Source organism: Parasphingorhabdus sp., from assembly GCF_059726685.1.
Window position 1 is genome coordinate 3,020,019 of sequence record NZ_AP041068.1, and the last position, 13,656, is coordinate 3,033,674.

A 13,656-nucleotide genomic window follows, 5' to 3' on the forward strand; every position below is an offset into this window, starting at 1 on the left:
GCAACAGAATTGGCCGGGTCACAATCAAAGTACAAAAAGTGGTAAATCGGCAACGTTTGTATGGTGGGTAAAGCAAAAAAAGTGATGCAAGTCATAGAAATACCGCCATATTCGAGGCTTTTTACCGTTGCATTGAGGTTTCAATGAAGCATAATAGAGGGCGTATTACATAGTTAACGACTTGGGTCGCGTCGAGCTTACAGAGGGGCCTGATCTCCGGATCAGGAAAAGCAACGATGCAAATGGGGAAGAATCTGTCGTGGAGACGTAGCTGGTCCGTGCTGGCCGCTAGTCTATTCTGTTTTGCGCTTGCTGGCGCAGCTCTGTTCATATCTTCTATCGCAACACCGGCACCGGTTGAAGCTGCCCAGGATTTTGCGAGCGGGACCCACATGGGTGTCGCATCTTGCGGCGGCACAACATGCCATGGGCGCCAGGAAGCCGATGGCGAAGTGGTGCGGCAGGACGAATTGATGCGCTGGCAGGAGGAGTCTACCCCGGGCGGTGCCCATAGCCGCGCCTTTCGTGTGCTACGCGAACCCCGCAGCATTGCGATGGCCAAGCGGCTTGGGATAAAAGATGCATCCTCGTCCCAGCAATGCCTTGGATGTCACAGTACACCAGCAGCAAAAAAAGGCCCCCGCTTCCAGCTTAGCGACGGTGTTGGCTGCGAAGCCTGCCATGGCCCATCTTCCGGCTGGCTTTCGGCCCATTATGCCGTTGGCGCCAACCATGCCCGCAATGTTTCGCTCGGATTGAAACCGCTGGACAACCCCAAAGTCCGCGCTGATAATTGCCTTGATTGTCACTTTGGCAGCGCAAAAAGCGGTCAGTTTGTCGATCACCGGATCATGGCCGCGGGACACCCCCGCATTTCCTTTGAACTCGACCTCTTCTCCACCCTGCAGCAGCATCATGACGAAGATGTCGATTACATCCGGCGCAAGGGAAAGACTAACGCAGTGCGTTTTTGGGCCGTCGGACAATCGATGGCATTAGAACGTTCACTGAGCCTCTTTTCAAAACCTGCCTTGGCACAAGAAGGCATTTTCCCCGAATTCTATTTCTACGATTGTCATAGCTGCCACCGCCGCATCTATGACGAAGCATCGGCGCGTCCGACGTCCGTCAACAATCCCGGTCGCCCCATTCCAGAGGGCATGCCGCCTTATAATGATGAAAACATGATCATGCTGAGTGCGGCCATTAAAGTCGCAGCTCCGGATATGGCGGAGCAGTTCGAAACCCGATCCAAGGCTTTCCACGCGGCGATGACCCAAGGCCGCGGACCGGCCGTCCAGGCTGCTGCCAGACTGCGTCAGACCGCGCGGGTTTTGGCAGATCGTTTCTCTCGCGCCAGTTTTGGCCGAAATCAAACTTTCCAGATCATGGAAACCATCGCCGGACAGGCAATCTCGCCGCGCTTCACCGACTATGAAGGCAGCGTACAGGCCGTGATGGCAATCGATACGTTGCTCAACGGATTGGTGAACGGTGGTCAGGTCAGCGAGTCTGCTGCCTCCAGCCTGCGCGGCCAGATCAACGTGGCCTATAAGGCTGTCGATGATCCCAATAGCTATAAACCGCTGCAATTCCGCCGTGCGCTCGGCAGTGCGGTGAGAACGATAAGGGCATTACGATAATGCGGAACATCCGTTTCACTACTGCAATTTCGGCAGCTGCCTTGATCCTGACCTCTTGCGGTGGCGGTGGTGGCAGCAATGATTTTGGCGGGGACCCAGCCCCCGCACCAGCTCCTGCCCCCACGCCAACGCCAACACCAATTGATGGCAACGGTGGAGCATTTACGCCTCCTGCCCAAGAATCGCTTAGCGTTACGGATGTGCAAACCATCATTGCGCAAGCTGTCGGAGAAGCAACTGCGCGCAACCTACCTTCGGTTATCGCCGTTACCGATCGGGTCGGTAACGTACTGGCCGTTTTTCGTATGAACGGCGCGGCCGCAACGGCTACTACCAGCATATCGACGTCCGCCGGCCCCAATCCCACGCCCATGGATGCACAGGGCGTGGTTTTTCCCGCTGAAGCAGCTGCCATCGCCAAGGCTGTCACGGGCGCTTATCTGTCAAGTTCCGGAAATGCTTTCTCCACCCGAACAGCAAGCCAGATTGTACAGGAACATTTTCCGCCCGCTCCGACGACCGCTGGTCTTGAAAGTGGTCCGTTGTTCGGCGTTCAATTCAGCCAACTTCCCTGTTCGGACCTGAACCAGCGCTTCAGTGCTGGTGGAGGAGCCAGCGCACTGATTGGGCCAAAACGCTCTCCAATCGGTCTTGCCGCAGACCCGGGCGGCCTGCCACTATATAAAAATGGTGTCGTCGTCGGTGCCATTGGCGTGATGGGTGACAGCGATTATGGCTTTGACCCAAATATTCTCGACACCGATGTCGACGATGAAGAAGCAATAGCACTGGCCGGTATACAGGGCTTTGCTCCCTCCGCTTCGATAACTGCAAACCGGATATCCGTTGACGGAACGTCGCTGCGTTTCAGTGACATGGTGGTTGATGATCTCTCACCGTTGCAAAGTAATTTTGCCGCAATTAACGGTACATCTGGTAATCTGGTCCCGGTGACCGGCTATAGCGATGGAACCATAGTCGCTGGTTCGGCTTATGGCACAGAAAGTTCCGGCATCCGTGCATCAACGGCCGCAGAGTTTCAGAACCGCGATGCCTTTGTTTTGACCGACGGCACCGGCACCAATCGCTTTCCAATTCGAGCCGGAACTGATGGCGCCAATGTCGCGACCCCGCTCACGGCCGCAGAAACCAGGGCAATTTTGGAAGAGTCCTTTATCATCATGAGTCGTGCTCGCGCGCAAATCCGACAACCATTGGACAGCCGCGCACAAGTTTCAATTTCCATTGTTGATACCCATGGCGAGATTTTGGGCATTGTCCGTTCTCCCGACGCACCGATTTTCGGCACCGATGTATCGTTACAAAAAGCGCGAACGGCATCCTTCTTTTCGAACAGTGTTGCTGCGGCCGACCTTTTGGGTAATCCGGATGGTGATGTCGCTGCCTTTGTTGGACGCGTGCGTACGTTTTTAAATGATCCTAACGCCCTCACCGGAACCGTGGCCTTTGCCGACCGGTCCGGCGGCAATCTGGCCCGTCCCTATTTCCCTGATGGCGAGTTGGGGCGGCCCAATGGCCCCTTGTCGCGACCGATTGACCAGTTCAATCCATTTGCAACCGGACTGCAAGTCGCGCTCACCATCGGTAATATTGCTGGCCATCTCAATTTCATTTCCGGCGTTTCGGCAACCGACACAGCGGAACGCTGCACCAACACGCCGGATGCCGTGGCAGGGCAGAACCGTCTTGAAAATGGCATCCAGATTTTCCCGGGCAGCGTTCCGATCTATCGTGGTGACCAGCTTGTCGGCGGCCTCGGCGTATCCGGAGATGGCATCGACCAGGATGATATGATCAGCTTTCTTGGCCTGCACAATGCCGGGCTGCGGGTAGGTGGCATTGGCAATGCGCCAAAAGCCATTCGCGCCGACAATGTCGTGGTTGATCTTGGCGATGCACAGGTCCGTTTACGCTATGTAAACTGTCCGTTTGCGCCGTTTCTCGACACTGATGACCAAAATGTCTGCGAGGGGCTTTAAAGAAAGTGCCTGCACTATCCTCCTCTTTCCTGCCGATTATGACGGTGATGTCGGGTCAGGCCGAACAGATGGAAGCTCAGCGCCTCTCCATTGAAGAAATGGAAAGCTCGCTCACAGCTTTGCTGGCAAGCGAGCAGTTTGATTGGATACGTGTCGAGAATTCGGATTTTGACCTTGCTGAAATAGATGCAGGCGCTGGCATGTTGGCCGTCGGCGGGCCCGATCCCGAAGAAGAAGCCGCAGCCGAAACGGCTGAACCACCAGCTACAGATTCCGCAATCGTAGAAACCGAGGCTGCCCAGCCAGAACAATTGGAAATGGATTTTGACGGCTTGGAAGCCGATGAGGCGTTAATCGATGGTCGCCGTCGTCCCGGCGTGCCTAAGGAACTGCCAGACCGCATCACCCAGAATAATCCCGGCGCGGTGAGTGCGCCGCCGCCTGAGGCATTTCCGACCGACGAATTTCCCGTCCCCGACCGCTGGCGGATATTGCAGACCCTATGCCCGCAAAAAGGCGGTGATCAGTCGATCTATAAAGTTTTCGGCGCGCTGAAGAATAATTGCAGCAATACGTCCAACCCATATGCACAAAATGTGTTGAAGGGCGACAAGCCTATTCCGGCCGACAAGAAGCCGTCCTTCCTGAAGGGCGATGACTGGTTCTTTGTCGTCAACGCGATTTCGGACACCGTCATCGAGCCGCGCAGCTTCCCGATCCCGGTCGGTGTGCAAACAACAGAGCGAGACAATAGCATTGATGTTTTCGGTCGCTCCGGTTCCGAAGTCTACGCCCAAACCTTCATCACAGGTTTCGCGCTGATCAAAGGCTCTACTGCCTACAAGCCGCCTGATGTAGAGTATCGCCTGACCCTGGCAACGCAGATCAATCATGTTAATGTTCCCGAACGCCGTGTGTTGTTCGTGGAACCTTCAAAAACCTCCAACCGCACCGACTGGTTCGTCGGCGTGCAGGAAGCGTTTTTCGACTATCATATCCGCAACACTTCCGCGCGCTATGACTTTGACAGCTTCCGTATCGGTATCCAACCGATGCAGGCCGATTTCCGCGGCTTCCTGTTTCAGGATAATCAACTCGGTTTCCGCCTGTTCGGCACGCGTGACAATAACCGCGTCCAATATAATCTTGGCGCCTTCGTGCAGCTGGAAAAAGATACGAACAGCGGCCTCAATGATATCACCCAAACGCCGCGCGAAAGTTATATTTTCTTCGCCAATCTCTATCGTCAGGATTTGCCTTTTGTCGGCCTGACCAGCCAGTTCAGCGTCACGTATAATATGAACCGGGAAAAGAACGACATCGAGATTGACGATAACGGTTTCCCGGTTCGCCCTGCCCTGATCGGCGACCTGCGCGGCCGCGCCTACGATGTTGTTTATCCCGGCTATGCGGTGGATGGTCGGATCGGACGAATTAACGTGACCGGCCAGCTTTATGGTGCTTTTGGCGAAGATCGCAACAGCATTTTTACCAGCGAACCAGCCAAAATCGCTGCCTATTTCGCGGCGGCGGAAGCAAGCTATGATGTCGACTTCCTGCGCTTTCGGGCATCCGGCCTGTTCGCCAGCGGAGACGGCAATCCCTATAATAATACGGAAGCCGGGTTCGATGCCATTTTTGAAAACCCGATCTTTGCCGGCGCTGATACCAGTTACTGGATCCGGCAGACCATCCCGTTTGCCGGTGGTGGACGGGCAATCAGCATTAATGGCCGAAACGGTATCCTCAATTCCTTGCGATCATCCAAGGAGCAGGGGCAGAGCAATTTCAACAACCCCGGCACCATATTAGCAGGCGTGGGCGTTGATGCCGATCTGACGCCGGATTTCCGTCTATCGGCCAATGCCAATCATCTTTGGTTCCACAAGACGGAAAGCCTTGAAGCGCTGCGCGTCGAGGGGTCGATACCTAAAGATATCGGCTGGGATTTGTCAGCGGCAGCCATTTATCGTCCCAACGCCAACCAGAACTTAGTTTTCCGCTTATCAGGTGCGGCGCTGCTCCCCGGCAAAGGCTTTGAAGACTTGTTCGATCAAACAGACAAGCGCGATTTCCATTATTCCATTCTCTTCAACGCGATACTGGCTTTCTGATATGCGGTCTCTCAATCTTCTCTCCCGATATAAGCGTTTCTTCATCGCTGGACTCGGCGTCGCTGGACTGAGCGTTGCAGGAACACCGGCGCTACTTGCCGCAGGAAAAGAGAAACCTCAGAAGATTGACTATACGTTCACACCACCAGCGCCGCAGAACCAGACATGGGATGCTGCAAACACAAAAAGCACAGGCTGTGTATCCTGTCATACAGACAGCGATCAGAAAACCATGCATGAAACGCCCGCTGTCGTGCTTGGCTGTGTCGACTGTCATGGCGGTGATGCCAGCGTTACCGGCGACAATGCCTGGGGCAAGAAAAGCCCACAATATATGTATGCGCTTAAAAAGGCGCATGTCCTCCCCAAATATCCAAAAAGCTGGCATTGGCCGTCTTCCGCCAATCCGAAGCGCAGCTATACATTGCTGAACAAGGAATCACCGGAATTTGTTCGTTTCGTCAATCCGTCCGATTATCGCGTTGCGCGCGAGGCATGTGGCGCCTGCCATATGGAGATTATCGAGGCTTCAGAACGATCGCTGATGGCCACTGGGGCCATGCTATGGGGCGGCGCTGCCTATAACAACGGCATCGTACCATTTAAAAATTATGTGTTCGGCGAAGCCTATACGCGCAAGGGCTTGCCTGCGACGATCAAATCACCTGGCAATCCGCATGGCACAGTAACGGAAGAGCAAAAGAAGCGCGGTGCCTTGCCCATTCTCTATCCCCTGCCCATCTGGCACACCATTCCGCCGGGCGATGTGTTCCGTGTGTTCGAACGCGGTGGGCGCAATATCAATACGCAATTCCCTGAAATCGGCCTGCCCAATATCGGGGGCATCATACAGCGTCTTGAGGAACCGGGCCGTCCGGATCTCAAACAATCCAACCGCGGTCCCGGCACCGGTTTGCGTGTCGCGATACCTGCGCTCAACATTCACAAGACCCGGCTCAATGATCCGTTCACATGGTTCATGGGTACCAATGATCAGCCCGGTGACTATCGCCAGTCTGGCTGTGCCAGTTGCCATGTGGTCTATGCCAATGACCGCGAGCCGCGCCACAGCCTGATCTGGGCCAAATATGGTCGCGACGGACAGACGCAAACCAAAGATCCAACGATCCGTAACCTGAAAGAGGGTGAGCATCGCGTCGGCAAATTTGGAACTTATGATGCTTCCTATAGCAAAAAGGGGGACCATGATAAGAAAGCCGACTATCATGGGGACGACCATGATGACGGACATGGCAATGATCACAGCACCGACATAGACCCGGCGAAACGGGAAAAGGGGCATCCTATCCAGCACGCCTTCACCCGCGCCATTCCAACCGCCCAGTGCATGAACTGTCACATGCATCAGCCGAATATCTTCCTGAACAGCTTCCTCGGCTATACGATGTGGGACTATGAGTCCGATGCCCCTCTGATGTGGCCCGGGCCGAATAACACCACGCCGCGGCCCGAGGGCATGAGTGATGAGGAATATCAGAAAACTTATAAACAGCAGAAATATCCTGATGCCGAAGAAGTACGCAAGATCCTCGACCGTAATCCGGAAGCCGCTTCACCTAAAGGTCTTTGGGGTGATCTCGATTTCCTGCGTAATGTCTATGATCTCAACAGCGAGGCCAAGGATACACAATTTGCCGACTATCACGGTCATGGCTGGAATTTCCGCGCCATATTGAAACGTGATCGTGACGGCAATCTGCTTGATGCAGATGGCGATATTGTCGACAATGATGATCCGGAAAAATTCCGCCGCGAGGACGAAGAGAAATTTGTTGAACCCGGGATCAATCCGGGCAAGTCCGTCCATATGATGAGCATCCATGCCGAAGTCGGCATGCAGTGCGCGGATTGTCATTTCGCCCAGGACAGCCATGGCAATGGTCTGATCTATGGCGAGGTCGCCAATGCGGTGGAGATAAACTGCAAAGACTGCCATGGTACGGCCGATGAATATCCGACATTGATGACATCCAATCTAGCGGCTCGACCAAAAGGCAAGAACTTGAACCTGCTGCGCAATGCAGATGGTCAACGCCGCTTTGAATGGATGCAGGATGCCAATGGCAAGCGTGTGTTGATCCAGCGTTCCATCGTGGACCCTGAACTCAGCTGGCGGGTCAGTTTGGTCAAAGACAGCGTTGACCGTTCGCATCCTGACTTTAATCTGAAGTCGGCACGCGCCAAGCTGATGTCCAAGACCGGCGCCGAGACGGGCAAATACAGTTTTGGTACTGGCGTACCCGCTACTGATCGGGCCCATAAAGATGAAAATATGGTGTGCTTCACCTGTCACTTGAGCTGGACAACCAGCTGTGGCGGGTGCCATTTGCCGATTGAAGCCAACTGGCAAACGGAAAGCCACAAATATGAAGGCGGCACCACACGTAACTACGCCACCTATAACCCGCAGGTCGCCCGTGATCAGATGTTCCAGCTTGGCCGTCACCAGACGACCAAGGGCAGCATTATCGCACCGGTACGGTCAACCTCGGCGCTGGTGCTCTCCTCAACCAATATCAACCGAGAACGCATCTATGTGCAGCAGCCGCCCATATCGGCCATCGGTTTCTCCAGCCAAGCCTTTGCACCGCACTTCCCGCACACCGTTCGCAAGACCGAGACCAAGCAATGTTCCGATTGTCACTTGAGCGAAGCCAATGACAATAATGCCATCATGTCGCAGCTGCTGTTGCAGGGCACGAATTTCGTGAACTTCGTCGGCCTGCATGCCTGGGTAGGCATGGACAAGGGCTTTGAAGCGGTACGTGTGACAGAATGGGATGAACCCCAAGCAGTCATCGGTTCTTACCTGCAAAAATATGCGTATCCCGATTATTGGCGGATGCATGTGGAAGATAATGGGCGCGAACTCATCAACTGGGTGCGCGGCGAGCGGCTCGATGCCAATCTGTCTGGCGAGACCAAAGCTCTGGAAGAATTTGCCAATGTTGTGCAGGGCACCGGGGACAGCGTCCGCTGTTTGCAGCTGCGCGGTGAATATATGTTTGTCGCTGAGGGTAAAGGCGGGTTCCGCGCCTATGACGTTGCCTCGATCGGCAACAAGGGTTTTTCCGAACGGATCGTCAAGGCCCCCTTCTCTTCCCTGGGTCATGACACCCATGTCGACACGAAAAACGCGACCTGCATGGCATTGTCGACCAACCAGCCAGTTGCACCGGAACGCAACACGGCCGAGCTCCGCGAGATTAATGAGGAACAGGCGTTCCATCCGATTTATAATTATGCCGTTGTGACCGACAGCGAAGAAGGTTTAATTCTCGTGGACATCAATACGCTGGCCGACGGCGAGTTCCGCAACAATTTCTTCAAGCGCGCCGTTACCTGGAATGCGGACGGGGTCTTGAACGGCGCCAAACACATCACGCTGGCCGGTCATTATGCCTACATTACCGCCGCGAGCGGGTTGGTCGTCGTTGACCTCAACGACCCGTTGAAACCCCGCCATATCATCACCGTGCCGATGACAGATGCCCGGGCGTCAGCCTTGCAGTTCCGCTATCTTTGGGTAACCGATGCTGATGGCGTGAAGCTGTTCAATGTGACAGATATGGAAAAGCCGGTTCCGGTAGAGTCCGGGACAATCCCACTCAACAATGCACGCCGTCTCTATCTGGCCCGCACCTATGCTTACATCGCGGCAAAAGACGAAGGTTTGGTGATTGCCAATATCACAAAGCCGGAAGCACCAGTTATCTATCGCAAGGAAACATTTGGCGGCCAGATGAATGACGCAGAAGACGTCATTGTCGGTTCGACCAATGCCACTCTGTTTGCCTATGTCGCCGACGGCCGCAATGGTCTGAAAGTCATTCAGCTGACTTCTCCAGACAGCCAGCCGAACTATTATGGTTTTTCACCGCCGCCGATGCCGGAACTAATTGCCTTTGCCCGTACCCCCAAACCCGCATTAGCCTTGTCCAAAGGACTAGATCGTGACCGGGCAGTGGATGAAACCGGCGGACAGATGGCTGTGTTTGGTCGGCTAGGCTCCCGGCCATTTACCCGCAGTGAAATGCAGCGCTTTTATCTCAACAGTAAGGGCAAGCCCTATTTCGTGAAGGACGAGGTTGATTTATCGGACTGGATCGGCCCTGTACCGCCAATGCTGGCGCGCCGGTGATACATCGGATAGACTGACAAAGAAACGGGGACCGGAGCTTACGACCACGGTCCCCTTTCCTCGATACGCGACGCGAGGAATATAGGCCCTCTGTATTCAAAGACAGAATACAGAGGGCTTATCTTAAATCTCCATGCGATCCCATCAGCAGTTGCGATCAATCGCCCGACCGGCAAGCGCACCAACTGCACCGCCAATGATCGTGCCTTCGGTCTTGCTGCCGCGGCCAGCCACTTCATTGCCCAGCAGTCCGCCAGCAATAGCACCGATTATGGTGCCGCCCGTACCGCGATCACATCCGCGATAACGACGACGATCATTGCGATAACGACGCTTGTCGCGATAATAACGACGCTTTTCACGATAAGCACGACGATCCCGGCGGTCATAATAACGGTCATCCCGGTAATAATCGCCACGACGATAATAGCGGCGGTCATCACCAACATGCTGATAATAGCCGTCGTTATAGCCTTGATAATAACCACCACGCGCTTCAGCGGGCGTTGCGAAGGCCATCGCCGAAATAGCAGCGGTGGTGATGGCGAGTGTTCCTAAAACCTTGTTGATCATTGCTTCTACTCCAAAAGGATTGTCGTGATCCGACTCGTTTGATGCCCGACGAGATTGGTTCTATGTGAAGTGGATTGACCGCTTGCTGAATGTTGGTTTTATCTGAGGTTCATATTCAATGCCATTTTTATGAACATATTGAAAGTTTCGCTTATCTACCAATGTCTTGAGTGTCCTATTTTTCGCTCCTAACCTTTTGAATGATTGCTGCTACCGCCTTCCACCGATAACTAGATGGCAAGAAATTTTGGGAGAAGGTCATGCAACTGAAAGGCAAAACTGCCGCTATTACGGGCGGCACTGCGGGTATAGGACGCGGCATAGCGGAGATCTTTCTGGCGGAGGGCGCAAATGTTGCGTTATTTGCCCGTAATCCTGAAAAGGGCGCAAAGGTTATCGAAGAACTGAACGTCGGTGATCGCGCCATTTTCATCGCTGGCGATGTCATGCAGCAAGAGTCAGTTGAGGGTTTTGTGGACCAGACGGTCGCAAATTTCGGTACGGTCGATATTCTCGTCAACAATGCCGGCGGTGCTGGTGATCTCGCTCCGCTCGTCGATCTGACCGATGAGGCCTTTGATGAAGCGATGAAGTGGAATATCTACGCGACATTCTGGGCAACCCGCCGGGCACTAAAGCCCATGATCGCTCAGCAATCCGGTCGCGTCATCAATATCAGTTCGACCGAAGGCAAGATGGGAAAGCCAACTTTCGCGCCATATACAATCGCCAAGCACGGCATAATCGGCATGACCAAGGCCGTGGCCCAGGAAGTGGGCACAATGGGCATTACCGTCAATTCCATCTGTCCTGGCCTGGTACTGACCGATCTCATTCTCGATAACGGGCCGACCACGGCCGAAGGTCTCGGCATGACATTCGAGGAAATGATCGACATGTTTTCTCAAGAAAGCGCGCTTAAACGACCGAACACGGTGGAGGAAGTCGCTGCGATGGCATTGCTGCTTGCCTCTGATGCTGGTACCGGGATTACCGGTGCAGCACTGAGCGTCGACGGCGGAACAGCGCCCTACTAAAGCAATCGCAGTTTCATAGCACCCGCCGTCAGGCGAAACCTGCAAACTGCCTTAAACCCATCCTGTGGGAATATCCTCCGGTTTTACACGAGTAAATCTGGTCCGTTCCTGTGCCTGCAACAGCAGCAAGGTCATGAACAGGCTGATTGGTGATATATCCCAACAATGAAAACCATTTATTGGCTTATTTTCCCACTTATTAGTTTTCAATAAAACTCTTAGTGATGAAGAACAAGAATAACCTATTGTATTATATAGGTTTATCAAAACTGGCACGCCCTATGCAAAGCTATGGACATCTTCGCAAACACAACCGCGAAAAACCAAATTTAGCCCAGAAGGAATTTAAAATGTCGAACGTAAATATCCAAAACCAAGTTGTTGCCGCTTTCGCCGCTCTGTTCTCCGCAGCTATCCTGATCAGCGCCAGCGTTGGCCCAGCCGTTCAAAACACCGCTTCATTCATCGCTTAATCTCTAACCAGAATTCAAAAGGAAAATTCATCATGACCACCAACGTTCAAAACCAGGTTCTCGCCGCCTTTGCCGCTCTATTCTCTGCAGCAGTAATGATTAGCGCCAGCGTCGGTCCAGCCGCCCAAAATGCCACGTCCCTGATTATCTGATCAGGCGACCGGCTCTCAAACCCCAAAGGACTTCATCATGCCCCGTAATTTCACCGCCCAAATCACAGCCGCCATCGCCGCCCTTATCTCTTCTGCCCTTTTTGTTGGTGCCAGCATTGTCCCCGCCACACAAAATGCCGCATCCCTGATCATCTAAATCCCCCTTCCCTTTCCCCCAAATGAAAGCCCGGCCCTGAAGACCATCAGGACCGGGTTTTTCATTTCATTTATAGGCTCAGGGAAGCTCTGCCGTCCGATCAATTAGCGGCAGCGCAATTTTCCGCGATCAATCTCCCGGCCCAGAAGCGCACCACCGGCAGCACCAAGCACAGTTCCAACCGTCCGGTCCCGACCACCATCAATTTCCCGACCAAGGAGCGCCCCGACGGCGCCACCAATAATCAGTCCCGTCGTGCCGTCCTTGCGCTTGCAATAATAGCGCCCGTCACGACCACGCCAGTAGCGATCCCCGCGTTTCAACCGGCGGGGCTTGTAATAGCGATCGTCATCATCATCGTCCCAGTCATCATCACTGACCCGATAGAAACCGGCGACAGGGCCACCATGATCAGTATAGCCACCCGCATCAGCTAGTGCTGGCGTAACAGGCAAAAACAGCGCCGCGGCGGTTAGGCTTAGAATCGTTTTTTTCATGTCAAACTCCCTTCGTTATGTCTGATTGTCAGAAATAACGGGAGAAATATGAACAAAACCCAACAGGACTATTCATCCTCTACAATTGTCGCCAGCCGGTTTTTCAGCTGCGACCAATGGTTGATTATTGGCAGGCCTTTAGAAATTTGGTCAGCGCATCACCGGATCCATTAAGGTGCAAGCTGAACTTGTTGCCATTCAGATTTACATAGGCCCGATTGCCCTTGGCTAGCGCTGGAAAAAGCGCATGACTGGCTGGCAGATAAAATTGCGGCATGTGATAATCTTCGCCCTCAATATTGGCCGGCAACATCCGTGCCAGCACGCCGATCGACCGACGATCATCAACCCTGACCGTGAACCCAAAGCGATCTTCTGCGACCAGCTCTTTCGGCGTGGCAATAATCATATTGGCAATGCGCACGCTTCCGTCTTTTTGCTTGCGGCAAGACATTGTCCATAGCTGATTGTCAGTTTCCGGAACCTGAAAGGCGACAAACGGGTTGTCGCTATCATTGTTATAATACCACGTCATCCCGAAAGCCTGCCCCGCATCGGGATAGTGCTCGCGCGATGGAATGTCCGGTCGAACGAGCTCTTCTTTTGCCGATGGCGGATTGGTTGCCTGTGCAAAAACTGGTGAGACGGTCATGGCCAGCGCAGCGGTGGCCAGAGCAACGAAGCGAGAGTATTTTTCTAACATAACCAATAATTTAGCATTGTGAATTGCCCCTTGTTAACCCCGGAATGACTCATAATGGGGTAAATTCACGTAAGATCAAGAAGTCTGGTTTAGCAAGCACGAACGGCCCTAGCGCTATAGTCCGATCAAATGGCAGTTTTGCGCC

9 protein-coding genes are annotated in these 13,656 nt (G+C 53.8%); 6 read left to right on the forward strand and 3 right to left on the reverse strand.

What is annotated here, in order from left to right:
- Window positions 1–242: 242 nt before the first annotated feature.
- The 4 genes from AC6I9Z_RS14875 to AC6I9Z_RS14890 all read left to right on the forward strand — a co-directional run bounded on the left by AC6I9Z_RS14875 (window position 243) and on the right by AC6I9Z_RS14890 (window position 9,919).
- The gene (locus tag AC6I9Z_RS14875; RefSeq protein WP_461456945.1) at window positions 243–1,643 is read left to right on the forward strand and encodes a multiheme c-type cytochrome; all 1,401 of its coding nucleotides are present in this window, start codon (window positions 243–245) and stop codon (window positions 1,641–1,643) included.
- Window positions 1,643–3,643: a GlcG/HbpS family heme-binding protein gene (locus tag AC6I9Z_RS14880; RefSeq protein WP_461456598.1), complete on the forward strand. Its 2,001-nt coding sequence runs from the start codon at window positions 1,643–1,645 to the stop codon at window positions 3,641–3,643. Before AC6I9Z_RS14875 ends, AC6I9Z_RS14880 begins: the two co-directional genes overlap by 1 nt.
- 317 nt (window positions 3,644–3,960) lie before the next feature.
- Window positions 3,961–5,757, forward strand: coding sequence for a hypothetical protein (locus AC6I9Z_RS14885; protein WP_461456947.1), 1,797 nt, complete (start codon window positions 3,961–3,963; stop codon window positions 5,755–5,757).
- A gap of 1 nt (window position 5,758) precedes the next feature.
- Window positions 5,759–9,919, forward strand: coding sequence for a hypothetical protein (locus AC6I9Z_RS14890; protein ID WP_461456600.1), 4,161 nt, complete (start codon window positions 5,759–5,761; stop codon window positions 9,917–9,919).
- Between the two features lie 144 nt (window positions 9,920–10,063).
- Here AC6I9Z_RS14890 and AC6I9Z_RS14895 read toward each other — a convergent pair whose 3' ends face one another.
- Window positions 10,064–10,492 (reverse strand): glycine zipper 2TM domain-containing protein, encoded by a 429-nt coding sequence (locus tag AC6I9Z_RS14895; protein WP_109356418.1) that lies wholly within the window; start codon window positions 10,490–10,492, stop codon window positions 10,064–10,066.
- A gap of 260 nt (window positions 10,493–10,752) precedes the next feature.
- On the opposite strand from AC6I9Z_RS14895, the gene AC6I9Z_RS14900 reads away from it, so the two are divergent.
- Together AC6I9Z_RS14900 and AC6I9Z_RS14905 are read left to right on the forward strand one after the other, a co-directional pair.
- Window positions 10,753–11,529: an SDR family NAD(P)-dependent oxidoreductase gene (locus AC6I9Z_RS14900; RefSeq protein ID WP_461456602.1), complete on the forward strand. Its 777-nt coding sequence runs from the start codon at window positions 10,753–10,755 to the stop codon at window positions 11,527–11,529.
- A gap of 281 nt (window positions 11,530–11,810) precedes the next feature.
- A complete protein-coding gene (locus tag AC6I9Z_RS14905; RefSeq protein ID WP_461456604.1) occupies window positions 11,811–12,002 on the forward strand; it encodes a hypothetical protein in 192 nt (63 codons plus the stop codon).
- A 413-nt stretch (window positions 12,003–12,415) separates the two neighbouring features.
- Here the strand turns inward: AC6I9Z_RS14905 and AC6I9Z_RS14910 are convergent, their stop codons facing one another.
- Together AC6I9Z_RS14910 and AC6I9Z_RS14915 are read right to left on the reverse strand one after the other, a co-directional pair.
- Window positions 12,416–12,808, reverse strand: coding sequence for a glycine zipper 2TM domain-containing protein (locus tag AC6I9Z_RS14910; RefSeq protein ID WP_109356415.1), 393 nt, complete (start codon window positions 12,806–12,808; stop codon window positions 12,416–12,418).
- 124 nt (window positions 12,809–12,932) lie between these two features.
- Window positions 12,933–13,511, reverse strand: coding sequence for a hypothetical protein (locus AC6I9Z_RS14915; protein ID WP_461456606.1), 579 nt, complete (start codon window positions 13,509–13,511; stop codon window positions 12,933–12,935).
- Between the last annotated feature and the right edge of the window lie 145 nt (window positions 13,512–13,656).

Excerpts from the sequence above, each read along its gene's own strand:
- AC6I9Z_RS14885 (WP_461456947.1), top strand. The coding sequence starts at position 3,961 with ATGGATTTTGACGGCTTGGAAGCCGATGAGGCGTTAATCGATGGTCGC.
- AC6I9Z_RS14910 (WP_109356415.1), bottom strand. The coding sequence starts at position 12,808 with ATGAAAAAAACGATTCTAAGCCTAACCGCCGCGGCGCTGTTTTTGCCT.
- AC6I9Z_RS14895 (WP_109356418.1), bottom strand. The coding sequence starts at position 10,492 with ATGATCAACAAGGTTTTAGGAACACTCGCCATCACCACCGCTGCTATT.
- AC6I9Z_RS14915 (WP_461456606.1), bottom strand. The coding sequence starts at position 13,511 with ATGTTAGAAAAATACTCTCGCTTCGTTGCTCTGGCCACCGCTGCGCTG.
- AC6I9Z_RS14875 (WP_461456945.1), top strand. The coding sequence starts at position 243 with ATGGGGAAGAATCTGTCGTGGAGACGTAGCTGGTCCGTGCTGGCCGCT.
- AC6I9Z_RS14880 (WP_461456598.1), top strand. The coding sequence starts at position 1,643 with ATGCGGAACATCCGTTTCACTACTGCAATTTCGGCAGCTGCCTTGATC.
- AC6I9Z_RS14890 (WP_461456600.1), top strand. The coding sequence starts at position 5,759 with ATGCGGTCTCTCAATCTTCTCTCCCGATATAAGCGTTTCTTCATCGCT.
- AC6I9Z_RS14905 (WP_461456604.1), top strand. The coding sequence starts at position 11,811 with ATGCAAAGCTATGGACATCTTCGCAAACACAACCGCGAAAAACCAAAT.
- AC6I9Z_RS14900 (WP_461456602.1), top strand. The coding sequence starts at position 10,753 with ATGCAACTGAAAGGCAAAACTGCCGCTATTACGGGCGGCACTGCGGGT.